The following is a 17,703-nucleotide window of genomic DNA, read 5'->3' as shown; positions in this document are numbered from 1 at the left end:
GGGGCGGCCCCCGCCCCGGTGCTCCTCGGGGCGGGGGCCGTGTCAGGACTCCCGGATCAGACGGATCCGACCGTTCAGACGGATCTGACCGTTCGGACGGATCCGACCGTTCAGACGGATCTGGCTGCTCGGGCCGATCAGACCTGGAGGGCCTTGATCGCGGTCGGGGCGTGGCCGGGCTCGGTGGCCAGCTCCTCGAACTCGGTGACGTCGCTCATGTCGACCGTCTTGCTCATCGCGATGTTCGTGATGCGCTCCAGGATGGCCTCGACGACGACCGGGACCTGGTGCTCGACGGCCAGCTTCTTGGCCTGCTCCAGGGCCTCGCCCAGCTTCTCCGGGTCGGTGACGCGGATCGCCTTGACGCCCAGGCCCTCGGCGACCTTGACGTGGTCGACGCCGTAGACGCCGATCTCCGGGGTGTTGATGTTCTCGAACTCGAGGTTGACCTCGAAGTTGATGCCCAGGTTGCCCTGCGCCTGACGGATCAGGCCCAGGTAGGCGTTGTTCACGAGGACGTGGACGTAGGGGACCTTGTGCTGAGCGGCGACCGCCAGCTCCTCGATCATGAACTGGAAGTCGTAGTCGCCGGAGAGCGCGACGACCGGGGTCTCCGGGTCGGCGGTGGCGGCACCGATGGCGGCCGGGATGGTCCAGCCGAGCGGGCCCGCCTGGCCGCAGTTGATCCAGTGGCGCGGCTTGTAGACGTGCAGGAACTGCGCGGCCGCGATCTGGGAGAGACCGATGGTGGTGACGTAGCGGGTCTCCGGGCCGAAGGCCTTGTTCATCTCCTCGTAGACGCGCTGCGGCTTGATCGGGATGTTGTCGAAGTTCGTCCGGCGCTGGAGGGTGGCCTTGCGCTCCTGCGCGGAGGCGGCCCAGGCGGAGAAGTCCGGCAGCTCGCCGGCGGCCTTCAGCTCCTTGGCGATCTCGATGAAGAGCTCCAGCGCGACCTTGGCGTCGGAGGCGATGCCGTAGTCCGGAGCGAAGATCTTGCCGATCTGGGTGGGCTCGATGTCGACGTGGACGAACTTCCGGCCCTTGGTGTACGCGTCCATGTTGTAACCGGTGTGACGGTTGGCCCAGCGGTTGCCGATGCCGAGGACGAAGTCCGACTCCAGGAAGGTCGCGTTGCCGTAGCGGTGCGCGGTCTGGACACCGACCATGCCGGCCGCCAGCTCGTGGTCGTCCGGGATGGTGCCCCAGCCCATCAGAGTGGAGATGACCGGGACGTTGATCAGCTCGGCGAACTCGACGAGGAGGTCGGACGCGTCGGCGTTGATGATGCCGCCACCGGCGACGATCAGCGGGCGCTCGGACTCCAGGAGGAAGCTCAGTGCCTTCGCGGCCTGGGCGCGGGTGGCCTGCGGCTTGTAGACCGCCAGCGGCTCGTAGGTCTCCGGGTCGAACTCGATCTCGGTCAGCTGGACGTCGATCGGGAGGTCGATGAGGACCGGGCCGGGGCGGCCGGAGCGCATCAGGTGGAAGGCCTGCTGGAAGACGCCGGGGACCTGCGCGGCCTCCAGGACGGTCGTGGCGGCCTTGGTCACCGGCTTGGCGATCGAGGCGATGTCGACGGCCTGGAAGTCCTCCTTGTGGAGCTTCGAGACCGGGGCCTGGCCGGTGATGCACAGGATCGGGATCGAGTCCGCGATCGCCGAGTACAGACCGGTGATCATGTCGGTGCCGGCGGGGCCCGAGGTACCGATGCAGACACCGATGTTGCCGGCCTTGGCACGGGTGTAGCCCTCGGCCATGTGGGACGCGCCCTCGACGTGGCGGGCCAGCGTGTGGCCGATGCCGCCGACGTTCTTGAGCTCGCGGTAGAAGGGGTTGATCGCCGCGCCGGGCACGCCGAACGCGGTGGTGACGCCTTCGCGCTTGAGGATCTCAACGGCCGCTGCGGCGGCGGTCATACGAGGCATGGGAGTGCTCCTGCTTCGGCCGGGCGGATCCAAGCCCACCGGTCGGCTCGGGGCCCCGGAACGACTTGTTTCCGTAATGCGGAAATACTGTTCTGCTATACGGAAGCAATGTAGGTCGGGCTCCGGAGAACCGTCAAGAGAAGTCCGACCGGCGGGATCACGGAAGTGGCCGAACACCTCCCCCCGAGGCGGCCGATGGGTGGACGATGGGACGGAACGACAGGGGGTTGGTTGTGGGCGAGTCGGTACCGGTGCGCTGCCCGGAATGCCTGCGCACGCAGGCATACGCGGCGCCCGTCTTCCCCTGCGCGTGCGGAAACCCGGTGGTGCCACCCGTGACGGCGGGCGCGACGGCGGAACCCATCACGCACCGGAACTGGACGGACGAATGGGTCACCGTCCGCTGCGGCGCCTGCGGCCGCGAGGACGACTGGCCCCACCCGGAACTGGGCTGCACGTGCGGAACGGTCCTGCGCGTGCCGGTGCGGTCGGTGGACACGGGGGCCTCCGGCGGGTTCGGCGGGGGCGGGGCCCCGGCGGTCGGCGAGACGAGGCGCGACGGCGCGGACGTCGGCGGGGCCGGCGGAAGCACCGGATCGTGGCCGGAAGCGGGTGCTTCCCGACCGGTCACGAATACGGGCACGGGTACGGGCACGGGCACGGGTACGGGCACGGGTACGACGGTGCCGGGTGCGAGCCGGCACGGCACCGCCGCAGGCCAGCCCTCGCCTTCGTCCTCGCCCGCCTCCCCCTCCGGTCCGTCCGCCGCAGGCGGGCCCTACCCGCCCCGGGCGGACACCTCGGCCGGTACGGCACACTCCCCGGCGGTCGAACCCGGCTCGGCGTGGTTCGGTACGGGTCCCCGCACTGCGGGAACGGGTCCCGGCACGGCATCAACGGGTCCCGGCACCCCCGGAACGGGTCCCGGCACCGCAGGTGCGGGCCCCGGCACCCCCGGACTCGGCACCGGGCCCGGCCACGCCGCCCACCGTGGCCCCGCGACCCCGCCCCGTCCGGGCGCGCACCGTACGTTCGCGGAGCGCTACCCCTCGCACATCCCGCTGCCGCCCACCGCCCCGCGCCCGGCTCCGGTGCGTGGGGCCTTCCGGCCGCTGACGATCCGGACCGCGCGGGACGCGGTCGCGGCCGCGGCCGGGTATCTGCGCTGGCTGGGGTTCCGGGACGTCGTCCAGCCCGAGGAGCGCCCCGCGTCCGGAGTGGACCTGCGGGCGCCGGGGCTCGTCGCGCAGGTCGACCCGAGCACGCGGCCCACCGGCCTGCGGGCCGTCGAGTGCCTGTGGCTGAACGGGCTGAGCGCCTCCTCCGTGAGCGTGTTCTTCTCGCTCGCCGGCTACACCCCGGAGGCCCGTTCACGGGCCGCCGAGGTCGGGCTTCCGCTCTTCGTGCTCGACCTGACCGGCACCCCGCAGCCGGTGAACGACGCCGCCGACGATCTGGCCTCGGGCGCCGCCTGAGGCTCGACGGAGGCGTCTCGGGGGCCCGGCCGGCCCCGGAGACGTACCGTCCACAACACCTCGGCATCCGAAACCGGCCATTCACGCGTGACGATCACGCTCCCCCGGGCACAACACCCTCGGGGGGTGGGCTTCATGCCGACGGTGATGTGGTGGTTCATCGGTGCGGCCTGCGGGCAACTGCTGCTCGCCGCCGCGTTGTTGCGAACCCGCAGCCGGGAAAGCGAAGGGGCGCGTCCGGACGACGTGCCGCCGCCGCAGGCCCTGGCGCTGCTGCGGGGCGGGCGGCGGGCGGCCGTCATCGTGGCGCTCGTGGCGCTGCACCAGCGCGGAGCGGTCGCGGCGGGCCGCAAACATACGATTCGGGCCAACGGCGGCCCCGGCCGCACCCTGGACCCCGTACAGCTGGGGGTGCACGGGGCGCTCCACCGGGCGTTCGCGTTGCGGGATCTCGCGCTGCGCCCCGAGGCGCGGCGGGCGGTGGACGCGCTGCGCCGCGAGCTGCGCGGGGCGGGGCTGCTGCGGCCGTCGAGGCGGCTGTGGGCGGCCAGGACGCTGCTCGGCTGCGTACCGCTGACGGTGGCGGTGGGGGCGTACGCGACGGCGGCGTCCGGCACGGGTCTCGCCGGGGCGCTCGCCGCGGGCGCCCTGCCCGTACTCCTGGCGATGGTGCTGCTGCGGCTGCCGCCGGCCACCCGGGCGGCGCGGCGGCTCCTCACCGGGCTGCGGGAGCGGTACCCGCTGCCGGCGCATCGGCGCGAGGTGACGGACGGGTGGCTGGTCCAGCTGTACGTGGCGCTGTACGGCGATGCGGCGCTCGCGCTGTTCCTGCCCCGTTTCTCGCGGGACGGCGGGCTGCTCGACCGGCCCGGGGAGGTGGACCGGAACCGGCCGCCGCAGGAGCGTGGTCCGGATCCGGGTCCCGGTCCGGGCGACGCCGCGGGGTGAGGCCGCGCCATACTGTCGTATGCGCATCAGAGCGGCCGCTCCGGCCGAACTCCCGCTGCTCCAGGACATCGAACGGGCGGCGGGCGAGCCGTTCCGTACTCTCGGCATGGCGGCGATCGCCGACGACGACCCCCTGCCCCTGGACGTCCTGGAGTCCTACCGCTGTGCGGGCCGGGCATGGGTGGCGGTGGACACCGCCGATCACCCGGTCGCGTATCTGCTGGCCGACACGGTCGACGGCTCCGCCCACATCGAACAGGTGTCGGTGCATCCCGATGCCGCGCGCCGGGGCGTCGGCCGGGCGTTGATCGAGCATCTGGCCACGGCCGCCGGGGAACAGGGCCTGGCGGCGCTGACCTTGACGACGTTCACCGAGGTGCCGTGGAACGCCCCGTACTACACGCGGCTCGGCTTCCGCCCGCTCACCGAGTCCGACCCGGCTCTCACGGAGGGCCTGCGCGCCATCAGCCGCGCGGAGGCGGCCCACGGCCTCTCGGTCTGGCCCCGGGTATGCATGCGCCGGGAGGTGCGGAACGCCCCGGAGGACCAGGGCGCCCGCGGGGCCCGGGAGGCCCGCTAGACCCGGGAGGCCCCGGAGGACCGAGAGGACCGAGAGGACCGCTAAGGGGTGCCGCCCCGCTCCCCGTACCGCTGCCGCAGTTCCACCTTCCGTACCTTCCCGCTCACCGTCATCGGGAACTCGGTGAGGATCTCCACCCTGCGCGGGATCTTGTAGTGGGCGAGCCGGTCGCGACAGAAGGCGGTGACGTCCTCCAGGGTGGGCGGGTCGGCCGGGTCGCGGGGGATGACGCAGGCGAGAATCTCCTCGCCGTAGCGCTCGTCGGGCACGCCCACGACCTGGACGTCGGCGATCTTCGCGTACCCGTAGAGGAACTCCTCGATCTCGCGCGGGTACACGTTCTCGCCGCCCCGGATGATCATGTCCTTGATACGGCCGACGATCTGGACGTAGCCGTCGTCCCGCATGACCGCCAGGTCGCCGGTGTGCATCCAGCGGCCGGCGTCGATCGCCTCGGCGGTCTTCTCCGGCTCGTCCCAGTAGCCGAGCATCACGCTGTAGCCGCGGGTGCACAGCTCCCCCGCCGTGCCGCGCTCGACGGTCAGGCCGCTCACCGGGTCGACGACCTTCACCTCGACGTGCGGCATGACGCGGCCGACGGTGCCCGTGCGGCGCTCCAGGTCGTCGTCGCGGCGGGTCTGGGTGGAGACCGGTGAGGTCTCGGTCATGCCGTAACAGATCGACACCTCCGCCATGTTCATCTCGGCGACGACCCGCTTCATCACCTCCACCGGGCACGGCGAGCCGGCCATGATGCCGGTGCGCAGGCTCGACAGGTCGTAGGTGGCGAAGTCGGGGAGGTCCAGCTCGGCGATGAACATCGTCGGCACCCCGTACAGCGAGGTGCAGCGCTCCTCCTGCACCGCCCGGAGGGTGGCGGCAGCGTCGAAGGAGGGCGCGGGGATCACCATGCAGGCGCCGTGGGAGGTGGCGGCCAGGTTCCCCATGACCATGCCGAAGCAGTGGTAGAAGGGCACCGGGATGCAGATCCGGTCCTGCTCGGAGTAGGCGATCATCTCGCCGACGAAATAGCCGTTGTTGAGGATGTTGTGGTGGGAGAGCGTGGCCCCCTTGGGGAAGCCCGTCGTCCCCGACGTGTACTGGATGTTGACGGGCTCGTCGCAGGAGAGCGGCTCGGGACGCAGCTCTCCGGGCGTACGGGCGAGGAACGCGTCCCAGCCCGGGTCTCCGAAGTAGACCGCCTCGCGCAACTCCGGGCACTCTCCCCGCACTTGCTCGACCATGGCCCGGTAGTCGCTCGTCCTGTGCGCGAGCGAGGCGAAGAGCAGGGTGATCCCGGCCTGGTTGAGCACGTACGCCAACTCGTGGGCCCGGTAGGCGGGGTTGATGTTGACCATGACCGCACCGATGCGAGCGGTGGCGTACTGCACGAGGACCCACTCGGCGCAGTTGACCGCCCAGATGCCGACCCGGTCGCCCTTCCGCACCCCACTGCCGAGCAGGGACCCGGCCAACCGGTCGACGTCCGCCCCGAATCGGGCGTACGTCCAGCGGCGTCCGGTGGACACGTCGACGAGCGCCTCGCGCTCCGGCCAGGCGGCGACGGCCCGGTCCAGGTTGGCGCCGATGGTGTCGCCGAGGAGCGCGGTGGTGGACACCCCGTGGGCGTAGGAGAGTTCCTCGGTCACGCTCACGCGAGGTCCCCTTCCGTGTACTCCTTGCCGCCGCCCTCGGCGGTGAGCCGGCGCAGTTCCACGCGCCGGATCTTGCCCGAGACGGTCTTGGGCAGCTCGGCGAACTCGATGCGCCGGATCCGCTTGTACGGGGCGAGGACCGCGCGCGAGTGGGCGAAGAGGGCCTTCGCGGTCTCCGCGTCGGGCTCCCAGCCGGCCGCGAGGACGACGTACGCCTTGGGTACGGCGAGCCGCAGCGGGTCGGGGGCGGGGACGACGGCCGCCTCGGCGACGGCCTCGTGCTCCAGGAGGGCGCTCTCCAGCTCGAAGGGGCTGATCTTGTAGTCGGAGGCCTTGAAGACGTCGTCGGCGCGCCCGACGTAGGTGATGTACCCCTCGGCGTCTCTGGAGCCGATGTCACCGGTGCGGTAGTAGCCGTCGGCCATCGCCTCCGCCGTACGCTCCGGATCGCCGTGGTAGCCGGTCATCAGGCCCACCGGGCCGGCGGACAGGTCGAGACAGATCTCGCCCTCCTCGACGTCCGGGGTGCCGCTCACCGGGTCGACGAGGGTGACCCGGAAGCCGGGGCTCGGGCGCCCCATGGAGCCCTCCTTGAGCCGCTGACCGGGGCTGTTGGAGACCTGGACGGCGGTCTCGGTCTGGCCGAAACCGTCGCGGATGGTGACGCCCCAGGCGCGCCGCACCGACTCGATGACCTCGGGGTTGAGCGGCTCGCCGGCGGCGACGACCTCGCGCGGCGGGGTCTTCAGCCGGCTCAGGTCGGCCTGGATCAGCATGCGCCACACGGTCGGCGGGGCGCAGAAGCTGGTGACGCCGTTGCGCTCCATCTCGTTCATCAGCCGGGCCGGGTCGAAGCGCGTGTAGTTGTGGATGAAGACGGTCGCCTCGGCGTTCCACGGGGCGAAGAGGTTGGACCAGGCGTGCTTGGCCCAGCCCGGGGAGGAGATGTTGAGGTGCACGTCGCCGGGCTTGAGGCCGATCCAGTACATCGTCGAGAGGTGCCCGACCGGGTACGAGGTGTGGGTGTGCTCGACCAGCTTGGGGCGGGCGGTCGTCCCGGAGGTGAAGTACAGCATGAGCGTGTCGTCGGCGAGGGTGACGCCCTCGGGCTCGAACACCTCGGACGCGCGGGCGGCGTGCTCGTACCCCAGCCAGTTCACCCCGTCGCCGCCGACCGCGATCCGGGTGTACGCGCCGGGGACGTCGTCGAACTTCGCGGTGTCCTCGGCGCGCACGATGACATGACGGGCGCGGCCCCGGTCGACGCGGTCGCGGAGGTCGGCGGGGCCGAGGAGCGGGGTGGCGGGGATGACGACGGCGCGCAGCTTCATGGCGGCGAGCACGGTCTCCCACAGCTCGACCTGGTTGCCGAGCATCACGATGATCCGGTCGCCGGCGCGCACGCCCTGGGCCCGCAGCCAGTTCGCGACCCGGTTGGAGCGCGCGGACATCTCGGCGAAGCTGACCTTCGTCTCCTCGCCGTCCTCCTCGACGAGGTGGAGCGCGGTCCGGTCGTTGCCCTCGGCGATGACGTCGAACCATTCGAGCGCCCAGTTGAACCGGTCGGGCCGGGGCCATGCGAAGCCCTCGTAGGCCGTCTCGTAGTCCTCGCGATGCTGCAGCAGGAAGTCCCGGGCCGCCCGGAACCTCTCCGTCGCGCTCGTCGCCGTCATGTGTCCTCCTCGTTGCGGGACCGGTCCCGGACATCGTGTAATCAGTGACCCAGGTCTCACTACCCCCGTTCGGGGGTGAAGGAGTGGTTCCGTGCCCGAGCAGATGGAAACGGCCGAACTGCGCGCGGCGCTGCTGCGGCTGCGCCGGGGCAGCGGACTGCCCGTGGTCTTCGGCGGGCTGCTCCAGGAGGGGCGGGCGCTGCGGATCGGCGAGATGTCCGGGGCGGTGACGCCGGCGCTGCACGGTCTCAGCATCTCGACCGGATCCGGTCTGGGCGGGAAGTGTCTCGCCCTGTCGCGGCCGTGCGCGGTCACGGACTACCCCTCGGCCCGGCACATCACGCACGAGTACGACGGCCCGGTCGCGGCGGAGGGACTGCGGTCGGTGATCGCGGTGCCCGTCGTCGTACGCCGCAAGGTGCGCGGTGTGCTGTACGGGGCACTGCGGGACGCCCTGCCGATCGGTGAGCGGATCTTCGACGCGGCGGTCGCGGCGGCCCGCGACCTGGAGCAGGCCCTGGCCGTACGGGACGAGGTCCGGCAGCAGGAAGAGGCCCGCCACCACCTCGCCCCGACGCCCTCGGGCCCGTCCGGACCGTCCTGGGAGGAGGTCCGTCAGGCGTACGGGGAACTGCGCGAACTGGCCCCGCAGGTCCCGGACCCGGAGCTGCGGAAACGCCTCCTCGCGGTGTGCGGCCGCCTGGAGACGGCCTCCGGTGCACCCCGCGAGCTGCCGGCGGTGGCGCTGACGCCACGGGAGACGGACGTACTCGCGGCGGTGGCCTCGGGTGCGACGAACGCCGCGGCGGCACAGCGACTCGGCCTGCGCCCGGAGACGGTGAAGGGCTACCTGCGCTCGGCGATGCGAAAACTGGGCGCACACACCCGCCTGGAGGCGGTGGTGGCGGCACGGAGGGCGGGGGCGCTGCCGTAACGGCCTCGACCTCCTCCCCTGTCACTCGGCGTGGACGATGTCGTACGGGATGCCCGGCGAGGTCATGAGCTGGAGGGTGCGCTCGGCCTCCGCGGTGAGTTCGGCGCGCTGGGCACGCGTCACGTGCGCAAACGGTTCGATGGTGAGGAGCGTGCGGTCCTTCGCCTCGTCGAGGTGCCAGATGCCGGCGAGGAGGCCGTCGAGGAGGAAGACGCGGTGGGCCTGGTTGCCGGTCCAGGTGCGGCCCCGGTGTTCGGCGGGCACGACGCGGCTGCGGTCGGCGTGCGACAGCAGGAGATTGTCGAACTCGGGCAGGAAGCGGGGCGGGGCCGGGGTGTCCTCGTCGGGGCGGGGTGCGTCGGGCAGGTCGAAGAGTTCGGTGCCGCGCTCGTCCTGGAAGACGAGGAGCCCGGGCCGCAGGCGTTCGAAGGCGGGGCCGAGCTTGGTGAGGCCGCACCAGGTCTGCATGTCCCTGACGGAGGCGGGCCCGAAGGCGCCGAGGTAGCGGAGCACGGTCTCGTCGAGGTCGGCGGCCTCCTGCGCGGGGCCGTCGAACCACCGGTCGGTGGTGGTGAGCGCGACCTGGCCGCCGCGCCCCCAGAGGCCGCGCGGGGTGACCTGGACCAGGGGAAGGAGGCAGCGGGCGGCGAGGGAGAGGGACTGCGGGTCGGCGTCGGGCCACTGGGGAAGAAGCTCGTCGCGCAGCTGCTTGGGGGTGCGGGGCCGCTCCTCGACGAGCACGCGGGCGGTGTCGGCGAGCCGGTCGAGGTCGACGCCGTCGAGCCCCTTGCGGGAGACGAAGATGGCGAGCTCGCGGTCGATGGCCCCGGGCTGGACGAGCCGGCGCAGGGCGACCGCGTCGCGGGCGGTGTGGGTGTGCACGGTGGATCGCATGGTGACGATACGGGCGACGTCGCGGGACTCCATGAGCGCGGACAGCTGCTCGGGCCGGAACCCGTCGAGGCGGGCGGCGAGTGCGTAGTACGGGGGCTTGGTGTTCTGCGCCTGTAGGCCGAGGAGGTGGTCGATCGCCTCGGTGACGCCCATCGGGGCGGGGCGGAGAAGCAGCTGGCGATCGAGGGTGGCACGGTTCAGGGCGCGGGGACCGAGCACGGGGTGGGTCGTCTTGAGGGCCATGACGTGCACGCTACCCGGGCTTGCGGACAGATACGGTCCGCAAGGCGGCGGGGGTGGGCCTGGCGGCCGGCCTCCGCGGCAGGGGTGGGCCTTGCGGCCGGCCCCGAGCTGCCGCCAGGCCCGCCCCAAGCTGTGACCATTCATCCGAAACCAACCCCATATATCCTTCCCGAAGACTCAGGAGGTGCACGAGATGTCCGACCGTCGCCCGCGCGCCGCGTGGCGCCGCCCCCCGGCGGAGCCGTCCACGACCGCCTCCCCGGAAACACCGGAGGAGCGGCCGAGCGTGGTGCAGGCGAGCCTGTACCGGGACGGCCGTCGCGTCTCGTCCCCGGCGACGCTCGCGGAGACCTTCCGACAGCTGCGCGAGCACCCGGACGGCATGGCGTGGATCGGCCTCCAGCGCCCGACCGAGGAGGAACTCCACTCCCTCGCCGCCGAGTTCGACCTCCACGAACTGGCCGTGGAGGACGCACTGGAGGCCCATCAGCGCCCCAAGCTGGAGAGGTACGGCGAGACCCTCTTCGTGGTCCTCCGGGCCGCCCGCTATCTGGACGCCCAGGAGGAGGTCGACTTCGGTGAACTCCACATCTTCGTGGGCCCGGACTTCCTGATCACGGTCCGCCACGGCGCCGCACCGGACCTCTCCACGGTCCGCCACCGCATGGAGAAGGACCCGGACCTTCTCGCGCTGGGCCCGGAGGCGGTCCTGTACGCGATCCTGGACGCGGTGGTCGACGGCTACGCCCCGGTGGTGGCGGGCGTCCAGAACGACATCGACGAGATCGAGACGGAGGTCTTCGGCGGCGACCCGGCGGTCTCCCGCCGCATCTACGAACTCTCCCGGGAAATGGTCGAGTTCCAACGCGCCACCCGCCCCCTGGTGGGCATGCTGCACGGCCTGATGGCCGGCTTCGCGAAGTACGGCACGGACGAGGAACTCCAGCGCTACCTCCGCGACGTGGCGGACCACGTCACCCACACCAGCGAACGAGTCGACGGCTTCCGCCAGGCACTCACGGACATCCTCACGGTCAACGCGACCCTGGTCACGCAACAACAGAACGCGGAAATGCGGGCGTTGGCGGAGGCGGGCTTCGAGCAGAACGAGGAGATCAAGAAGATCTCCTCCTGGGCGGCGATTCTGTTTGCACCCACGTTGGTGGGAACGATCTACGGCATGAACTTCGACAACATGCCGGAGCTGCACTGGGCGGGCGGCTATCCGTTCGCGGTGCTGCTGATGGCGGCGGTGTGCGTGAGCCTGTACGTGGTCTTCAAGAAGAAGGACTGGCTGTAGCCATCCACCCCGAAACCTTGATCCACTCAGCATGAGCAAACCCCAGGTGTCACCCCCAGAGGCATCCTGGGGAGAATCTGGGGCGAATGCGCGGGAGACGGTCGGGCAAGGCATGGCATCTGCTCCTCGCCGGGGGCGGCGCCCGGCGCAGTCACCATTGACCACGCTCCATAGGAACAGGCCATTCGGCGCGTCCCGTATTTTCGCGGCATGGCACCCAGACATAAGGCTTCGACGCAGGCCAGAGATCTCTAAGGGTGGGCAGAGACTCACGCAGGCGTGGCCGACTCGCCCGCTTGCCGTCCGCTCGATCATAACGATGCATCAGGTTCTGTCGGTGGTCACCGCTACAACCGATCTGGAGGTCCACGCGGAGCGGAATCATCGTCGCGGGCGCCGATTCGTGATCCACGAGAACTGAGAGCACAGACCAAAGCCCCATGCGGAACAGCCGGCCGGTGGCGAGATCCCGCCACCGGCCGCGTGCTGTCCGTCGCCAGGGCCGAGCTCCAGGTCACGCGCTCCTGCGCACTTGCGTGCGCCGCCGTCCCCCTCCGTACGGTCCGGCCGATGGTGAACCGCCCGCGCACGCCACGAGGGAGAGCTGTTGAAGCCGACCGAAGAAGTGCTCCAGGCCCTGACCCAGCCGTCGAACATTTCCGTCCGCTCCGACGACGCGCTCGTCGGCAAGACGAAGGCCGCCATCGCCGCGGACGACGAGAAACGGAAGGAGAAGGAGGAGGAGCCGCTCCGCCGCAAGCCCGCCCTCATCCCGATTCAGCGCACGGAGCTGCCCAAGCAGTTCGGGGTGACCGTCTGGGACGTGCTCCACACCCTCGCCCGGGCTACCTCCCTGTCGTGGCGTGGTGCGGGCCGGGGACTGGCGGAGCACTGGGGTGCGCTCAAGTACACCCAGGCCCTGGCCGGCGGCGGAGACTCCTTCCTCGGCCTCACCGACGAGGGACACCGCATCGCGGACCACTACAAGTCGCTGCAGTCCGGCGAGCTCGGCATCGGCTTCGCGCTCACCCTCGCCGAGCACATGCTGCGCCGCCGTTTCCCCGGCCATTCGGTGACGATCGTCCCCGCCGACACGGTGTTACGCGCGGGCTGGGCCCTCACCAGCAGGGACAAGGGCGAGAAGGTGAAGTACCGCTACCGGCCCCACTACTTCGCCGAGGTCTGGCGGCCGGGCGAGCCGTCCCGCGTCTTCCCCCTCGCCTGCAAGGGCAACCACGGCAACTCCGCCACCTCCGCCGACCAGTTGGCCTCCGCCTCCGTCCACGCCGAAGCAGTCCACATCGGCGCGTGGAACGAGACCCCGGCCCTGCTGTTCAGCACGGAGATCCCGACGGATGGGGGCACGATGGCCGTCCACGCCCTTGAGGCGCCGGGCAGCGGCGGCCGGTTGTCCCCGGCGGAGGGGCGGGAGCCGAACCTGAAGGCACCTCCAACACAGGCGAACGTGATGCCGGACATCCACCCGCCGGCCAAGGGCCTGGTGGCTCCGGATCCGGTGCGGGGCTGCCACGTGCAGCCGAAGGACTTCGCCTGGTTCCAAGAGTCCCTGGCCCACACCACCGCGGCGGGCCTCATGGCCTTCACGGGCTCCGGCCACGCCACCGCCCGCCACCTGACCGAACGGCAGGGCCACAAACGCTTCACCGGCCTCGAACACGCGGCCAGCACGAGTGTGCAGGACGCCGCCCACACGCTCCTGGGCACCGAGTACGTCGGCACCGACCACGTCTTCCGCCTGAACGGCCCTCGCGTCGAGGCGTTCTCCGGCGTGGACCAGGTACTCCTCCGCCTCCTCTCCAGGGGCGACGTCGAGGAGTACCGCACCGTCGTCCACGCCGGCCGTGACGCCCGCCCCCGGCTCACCTTCGACAAGAGCTGGGGAGGCCCCGTCTCCGTCCACGCCGACGGCTCCGTCTTCGCCCTGCGGCAGCTGCCGGGGCAGGACGAGGAGCCCCAGTAGGACCGGGGATCACCGTCGGGGCCGGCTCACCTCGGAGCTGGCCCCGACGGGGTGTCGATCTACTCGCAGGCTCAGAGCGGTACCCCGGCCCCAAGGCTCCCGGCGCCGATGGCTCCCCTCAGCACGTGGGCGATCTCCTCGGGCTTGAGGTCGATTCCGTCGAGCCCCTCCAGGGTCAGTGGGACCTCCTCCAGCGCGTACTCGCCACGGCCTTCGGCACTGAACTCGGGGCCGGTGCGGTCGTCGAAGGACCAGGTCGCGATGCGGGCGAGGTAGAAGAGCTGGCGCTCGTCGTCGGTCTCCATCGTGTGGAGGAGGCGGACGATGTCCGCCTTCCCCGCGATCTCCTCGTGGATCTCACGGTGGAGGGCGGCCTCCCGGGACTCGTCGCTGGGCTCGACACCGCCTCCCGGCAGGACCCAGTACTCGGGGATGCCGGGCCTGGTGCGGCGGATGACCAGCATCGTGTCGTCGGCGGTGACGAGGACGGCGCGGACTCGTTCGATCATTTCGGTTCGTCTCCTTGCTTGTTGACGGTCTCAGTGGAGCAGCCAGGCGCCGTCGACGTGGACGGACTGCCCCGTGATGAACGAGGCGGAGGGGCCCACGAGGAACGCCACCAGGGCCGCGACGTCCTCGGGCCGGCCACGGCGCGGGACGCACTGGCGCTTGATCTGGTCCTCCGGCCGCGCACGGTGCCTGGCGGGGAGGGCGTTCTCTGCCTCGACCTGGATGGCTCCGGGCATGACCGTGTTGACACAAATCCCGTACGGGCCGAGTTCGCGGGCGAGGGAGCGGGTCAGGCCCAGCAACCCGGCTTTCGCGGTGCTGTACCCGACGAGGTTCGTCCGGCCGGCGCGGGCGTTGACGCTGCCGATGTTCACGATCCGGCCCCAGCGGCGCTCGACCATGCCGGGCGTGAATGCGTGGCAGGCGCGGTAGTGGGCGGTGAGGTTCACACCGAGGGAGTAGTTCCAGGCAACCTCGTCCGTATCCTGCCAGGCGACGCGGGGGTAGGAGCCGGCGTTGTTGACCAGGATGTCGACGGGCCCGATCTCGGTGCGGACGAGGTCGGCCATGGTCCGGACGGGGCCCGGGTCGGTCAGGTCGGCGTTGACCGCGATGGCGGCCAACGTCGCACCGGGGACCTCCCGTGAGCGCCGGCAGCCGCTACTTCGCCACCGAGCCGCCGGCGGCTCACCTGCGCATCGGGTTCGCCACGACGGCCGACCACGCCGAGCTGACCGAGGGCGCACGGCGGCTGGGAACCGCGCTTGCCGACCTCGGCCCGAAGGATGGGTGGGGCGCATGACGGTCACGCGATGCTCTGCGCCGCCACCGCCCAGGACCGCATGCGCGAGCCCGGCGCCGGCGCGTGACTCGGGCGGACCGGGGTGACCTAGAGTGCCGTTGTGCCGTCGTACAGCATTGGGCAGGCCTCGCGGCTGCTCGGAGTGAGTTCGGAGACCGTTCGCCGGTGGGCGGACGGCGGTCGGCTGCGCATGGACCGGGACGGCTCGGGCAACCGGGTGATCGACGGGGTGGGTCTCGCGCGCTTCGCCCAGGAGCGGGGGGCCGGTCTGCACGCGGTCCCGGAGGACGACGTGCCGACCTCGGTACGCAACTCGTTCGTCGGGATCGTGACGTCGGTACGGGTCGACGACGTGGCCGCGCAGGTGGAGGTCCAGTCCGGGCCGCACCGGCTCGTCTCGTTCCTGACGCGGGAGGCCGTGGAGGAGCTGGCGCTCGGCGTCGGGGTCACCGTCACCGCCCGCGTGAAGTCGACCAACGTCCACATCGACCTTCCCTGAGTCCGGTCGTCAGCGGCACAGCAGCGCGGCCCGCAGGTCCAGTCGGTGGTCGAGCCGGGACAGGTCCCGGCCCGTGAGGGTCTGGATGCGCTCGATGCGGTAGTGGACCGTGTTCACGTGCAGGTGCAGGGCTTCGGCGGTCCTCGCCCAGGAGCAGTTGTGTGCCAGAAAGACCTCCAGGGTCTCAAGCAGGGCACCGTTCGAGGCGCGCCCGTCCCGCAGGAGCGGGCCGAGGACGGTGTCACGGTAGACCGAACGGACGTCGGCGGGGACGCCCGCGAGGAGCATCTCCAGGCCTCGAAGGTCACCCAGCCCTGCCACACGTGCCGCCGACGGAGCGGTCGTTCGGGCGGCGGCGAGGGCGTAGCGGGCCTGCGTGAGGGCGGCGCCCAGTTCGCCCGGGGTGCCGACCGGTCCCCCGACACCGGCGTGCAGGGAGGTCTTCGGTCGGCAGGCGTGCAGCAGGGGCCACACCTCGCCGAGGAGGTCCCGTACGTCCGGCTCCCCGTTCTCCTCGTGGGCCAGCACCGCCATCACCTCGCCGCCCGGGCGCTCGGCGACGGCGAACGCGGCCGACGGCAGATGGCTCAGGGCCTCCGTGAGCGCGGCGACGCCGTCGGCCCGCTCCCCCGCCGGTTCCAGTGACGCGACGACCACGGTGTACGGCCCGGTGGCGGGCAGACCACTCGAACCCAGCGCGCTCTCCAGGCCGTTGATCTCGCCGTAGGCCGCGCCGACGAGCCCCATGAGCTCCTCGTACGCCTGCCTGCGTTCCTTCCTGCGCCGGTCCTGGCGACGGCGGTGTCGGCCGAGGAGCTCGGCTATCTCGTGCAGCACCCGGGGCGGCACCCGGCTCTCCTCCGGCAGATGGAGGTGCCAGGCGTCGAACACGGTGTCGTCGGCGTCGACGCGGACCGTCGTGCCGTGCGGACCGCCCAGCGCCTCCGCCGCGTGCCGCGCCGGGAGTTCGGGCGCTGTGGCGGTGCGGGCGAGCGTACGGCCGCTCCCGGTCAGCAAGTAGCAGGCGGGCGTCCCCAGATGGGCGAAGGCGCGGTCGAGCAGAGCACCGGCCGACGCACCGCCCTCCAGGGCGCGGTCGATGTCGACGCGCACGTTCTCCGGCAGCGCGTAGTGATCGGTGGGGCGCCGGCTGAGCTCGCCCCACTGGCGCAGGTACACGGCTTCGGTGATCGCCCGGAAGCTGGTGTGCGCGGGCACCGCGAGCAGCGCGATCCGGTGCGCCCGGCAGGCGTCGGCCAGCTCCGCCGGCACCTCCCCGTGCGTTTCCTCCCCCGCGAGGAGGGCCACGGCGCCGGCGTCACTCAGCGCCGACACGAAGCGGTCGGCCTTGGCCCGGTCGCCGCCCCGGCTCCACCACACCAGCCCGCTCAGCACGACCTCGCCCGGCTGAAGGAACCGGGCCGGGTCCTCCAGGTCGGTCGCCATCACGCCGCCGATCTCCTGGCCGAGCAACGGCTCGTCACCCCAGACGAGGGAGAGATCGAGACGGTCGAGGTGGAGAAGCTGATCGACTTGCATGCGGGACTCCTAGTGCGCTCACGGGCCGGGCCCGCATCTCACATTCACGAGGCAAACACGAGTCAGGCCATCGTAAGTGCCAAGAGAACCCCGCAGAATCCCTGTAGCTCGGTTCGCTGGGACCTGCGCGGGAGGGTTCAGGCCCCCGCACGCCGGGACCTGCACGGGAGGGGTTCAGGCCCCCGCACGCCGGGACCGGCGCGGGAAGGGCTCAGGCGCTCGGGCCCGCGTTCATCTCTTCCTCCAATCCCCCTCTTATTCGCCATGGAGACTCACACGGGTTTGTTGCAGATAAGAGCCAGGTCCACCTACGGTGTCGCACATGCAGTCCTACACCATCGGTCAGGCCGCACGTGTGCTGGGCGTCAGCCCGGATACGGCGCGGCGCTGGGCGGACGCGGGCAGGATCGCGACCCACCGGGACGAGAGCGGCCGGCGTCTGATCGACGGCAAGTCGCTGGCGGCGTTCTCCGCGGAGATCGCACAGGGCGGCAGCGGCGAGGACGACCCGTCCTACACCTCGGCCCGGAACGCCTTCCCCGGCATCGTCACCGCGATCAAGCTCGGTGACATCGCGGCCCAGGTCACGATCCAGGCCGGGCCGCACCGCCTCGTCTCGCTCCTCACCCGGGAGGCCGTGGAGGAACTGGGGCTGGAAGTCGGCATGCAGGCCACCGCCCGCGTGAAGTCGACCAGCGTGCACATCGACCGCACCTGACCCCTCACGCAGTACCGGGTGGCAACG

16 protein-coding genes are annotated in these 17,703 nt (G+C 71.5%); 9 read left to right on the top strand and 7 right to left on the bottom strand.

The features are described from left to right. Nucleotides 1–137: 137 nt before the first annotated feature. Nucleotides 138–1,916: a glyoxylate carboligase gene (gene gcl / locus OG462_RS34015; RefSeq protein WP_406066828.1), complete on the bottom strand. Its 1,779-nt coding sequence runs from the start codon at nucleotides 1,914–1,916 to the stop codon at nucleotides 138–140. A 332-nt stretch (nucleotides 1,917–2,248) separates the two neighbouring features. Here gcl and OG462_RS34010 point away from each other — a divergent pair, with 332 nt between their 5' ends. The 3 genes from OG462_RS34010 to OG462_RS34000 all read left to right on the top strand — a co-directional run bounded on the left by OG462_RS34010 (nucleotide 2,249) and on the right by OG462_RS34000 (nucleotide 4,928). Continuing rightward, the gene (locus tag OG462_RS34010; RefSeq protein WP_406063636.1) at nucleotides 2,249–3,400 is read left to right on the top strand and encodes a hypothetical protein; all 1,152 of its coding nucleotides are present in this window, start codon (nucleotides 2,249–2,251) and stop codon (nucleotides 3,398–3,400) included. Between the two features lie 135 nt (nucleotides 3,401–3,535). After that, nucleotides 3,536–4,348, top strand: coding sequence for a TIGR04222 domain-containing membrane protein (locus OG462_RS34005; protein ID WP_406063634.1), 813 nt, complete (start codon nucleotides 3,536–3,538; stop codon nucleotides 4,346–4,348). Between the two features lie 19 nt (nucleotides 4,349–4,367). Continuing rightward, a complete protein-coding gene (locus OG462_RS34000; protein WP_406063632.1) occupies nucleotides 4,368–4,928 on the top strand; it encodes a GNAT family N-acetyltransferase in 561 nt (186 codons plus the stop codon). 41 nt (nucleotides 4,929–4,969) lie between these two features. On the opposite strand, the gene OG462_RS33995 is transcribed toward OG462_RS34000, so the two are convergent. Both OG462_RS33995 and OG462_RS33990 read right to left on the bottom strand, forming a co-directional pair. Continuing rightward, nucleotides 4,970–6,577 (bottom strand): AMP-binding protein, encoded by a 1,608-nt coding sequence (locus OG462_RS33995; protein WP_406066827.1) that lies wholly within the window; start codon nucleotides 6,575–6,577, stop codon nucleotides 4,970–4,972. Nucleotides 6,578–6,579: 2 nt separating this feature from the next. Then, the gene (locus tag OG462_RS33990) at nucleotides 6,580–8,256 is read right to left on the bottom strand and encodes an AMP-binding protein (protein WP_406063630.1); all 1,677 of its coding nucleotides are present in this window, start codon (nucleotides 8,254–8,256) and stop codon (nucleotides 6,580–6,582) included. Between the two features lie 91 nt (nucleotides 8,257–8,347). Here OG462_RS33990 and OG462_RS33985 point away from each other — a divergent pair, with 91 nt between their 5' ends. After that, a complete protein-coding gene (locus tag OG462_RS33985; protein WP_406063628.1) occupies nucleotides 8,348–9,190 on the top strand; it encodes a helix-turn-helix transcriptional regulator in 843 nt (280 codons plus the stop codon). Between the two features lie 21 nt (nucleotides 9,191–9,211). On the opposite strand, the gene OG462_RS33980 is transcribed toward OG462_RS33985, so the two are convergent. Beyond that, nucleotides 9,212–10,327 carry a winged helix DNA-binding domain-containing protein gene (locus tag OG462_RS33980; protein ID WP_406063626.1) on the bottom strand — a complete coding sequence of 372 codons (1,116 nt, stop codon included), beginning with the start codon at nucleotides 10,325–10,327 and terminating at the stop codon, nucleotides 9,212–9,214. Between the two features lie 193 nt (nucleotides 10,328–10,520). Here OG462_RS33980 and OG462_RS33975 point away from each other — a divergent pair, with 193 nt between their 5' ends. Then, nucleotides 10,521–11,627, top strand: a complete 1,107-nt coding sequence (locus OG462_RS33975) for a magnesium and cobalt transport protein CorA (protein WP_406063624.1) — start codon at nucleotides 10,521–10,523, stop codon at nucleotides 11,625–11,627. Nucleotides 11,628–12,234: 607 nt separating this feature from the next. Next, a complete protein-coding gene (locus OG462_RS33970) occupies nucleotides 12,235–13,608 on the top strand; it encodes a hypothetical protein (RefSeq protein ID WP_406063623.1) in 1,374 nt (457 codons plus the stop codon). A gap of 71 nt (nucleotides 13,609–13,679) precedes the next feature. On the opposite strand, the gene OG462_RS33965 is transcribed toward OG462_RS33970, so the two are convergent. Next, entirely contained in the window at nucleotides 13,680–14,117 is a 438-nt protein-coding gene (locus OG462_RS33965) for an NUDIX domain-containing protein (protein ID WP_406063621.1), read from the bottom strand. A gap of 30 nt (nucleotides 14,118–14,147) precedes the next feature. Then, complete coding sequence (locus tag OG462_RS33960; RefSeq protein WP_406063620.1) at nucleotides 14,148–14,741, bottom strand: SDR family NAD(P)-dependent oxidoreductase; 594 nt, start codon at nucleotides 14,739–14,741, stop codon at nucleotides 14,148–14,150. 20 nt (nucleotides 14,742–14,761) lie between these two features. Here OG462_RS33960 and OG462_RS33955 point away from each other — a divergent pair, with 20 nt between their 5' ends. Continuing rightward, on the top strand, nucleotides 14,762–14,920 hold the full coding sequence (locus tag OG462_RS33955; RefSeq protein ID WP_406063618.1) for a hypothetical protein: 159 nt from the start codon (nucleotides 14,762–14,764) through the stop codon (nucleotides 14,918–14,920). Between the two features lie 100 nt (nucleotides 14,921–15,020). Then, nucleotides 15,021–15,419 (top strand): molybdopterin-binding protein, encoded by a 399-nt coding sequence (locus tag OG462_RS33950; protein WP_406063616.1) that lies wholly within the window; start codon nucleotides 15,021–15,023, stop codon nucleotides 15,417–15,419. A gap of 9 nt (nucleotides 15,420–15,428) precedes the next feature. Here OG462_RS33950 and OG462_RS33945 read toward each other — a convergent pair whose 3' ends face one another. Then, entirely contained in the window at nucleotides 15,429–16,958 is a 1,530-nt protein-coding gene (locus OG462_RS33945) for a PucR family transcriptional regulator (protein WP_406063615.1), read from the bottom strand. 322 nt (nucleotides 16,959–17,280) lie between these two features. Between OG462_RS33945 and OG462_RS33940 the strand changes: the two genes are divergently transcribed. Further along, entirely contained in the window at nucleotides 17,281–17,676 is a 396-nt protein-coding gene (locus tag OG462_RS33940) for a molybdopterin-binding protein (RefSeq protein WP_406063613.1), read from the top strand. Nucleotides 17,677–17,703 lie beyond the last annotated feature (27 nt).

The sequence above is a fragment of the Streptomyces sp. NBC_01077 genome, assembly GCF_045162855.1.
Taxonomy (GTDB): Bacteria; Actinomycetota; Actinomycetes; order Streptomycetales; family Streptomycetaceae; genus Streptomyces.
Note: the sequence above shows the minus strand (reverse complement) of the source record. Positions and strands in the feature narration are given on the sequence as shown.

Coding starts and splice junctions, on each gene's coding strand:
- gcl (WP_406066828.1), bottom strand. CDS start 1,916: ATGACCGCCGCCGCAGCGGCCGTTGAGATCCTCAAGCGCGAAGGCGTC.
- OG462_RS34005 (WP_406063634.1), top strand. CDS start 3,536: ATGCCGACGGTGATGTGGTGGTTCATCGGTGCGGCCTGCGGGCAACTG.
- OG462_RS34000 (WP_406063632.1), top strand. CDS start 4,368: ATGCGCATCAGAGCGGCCGCTCCGGCCGAACTCCCGCTGCTCCAGGAC.
- OG462_RS33990 (WP_406063630.1), bottom strand. CDS start 8,256: ATGACGGCGACGAGCGCGACGGAGAGGTTCCGGGCGGCCCGGGACTTC.
- OG462_RS33980 (WP_406063626.1), bottom strand. CDS start 10,327: ATGGCCCTCAAGACGACCCACCCCGTGCTCGGTCCCCGCGCCCTGAAC.
- OG462_RS33975 (WP_406063624.1), top strand. CDS start 10,521: ATGTCCGACCGTCGCCCGCGCGCCGCGTGGCGCCGCCCCCCGGCGGAG.
- OG462_RS33965 (WP_406063621.1), bottom strand. CDS start 14,117: ATGATCGAACGAGTCCGCGCCGTCCTCGTCACCGCCGACGACACGATG.
- OG462_RS33945 (WP_406063615.1), bottom strand. CDS start 16,958: ATGCAAGTCGATCAGCTTCTCCACCTCGACCGTCTCGATCTCTCCCTC.
- OG462_RS33940 (WP_406063613.1), top strand. CDS start 17,281: ATGCAGTCCTACACCATCGGTCAGGCCGCACGTGTGCTGGGCGTCAGC.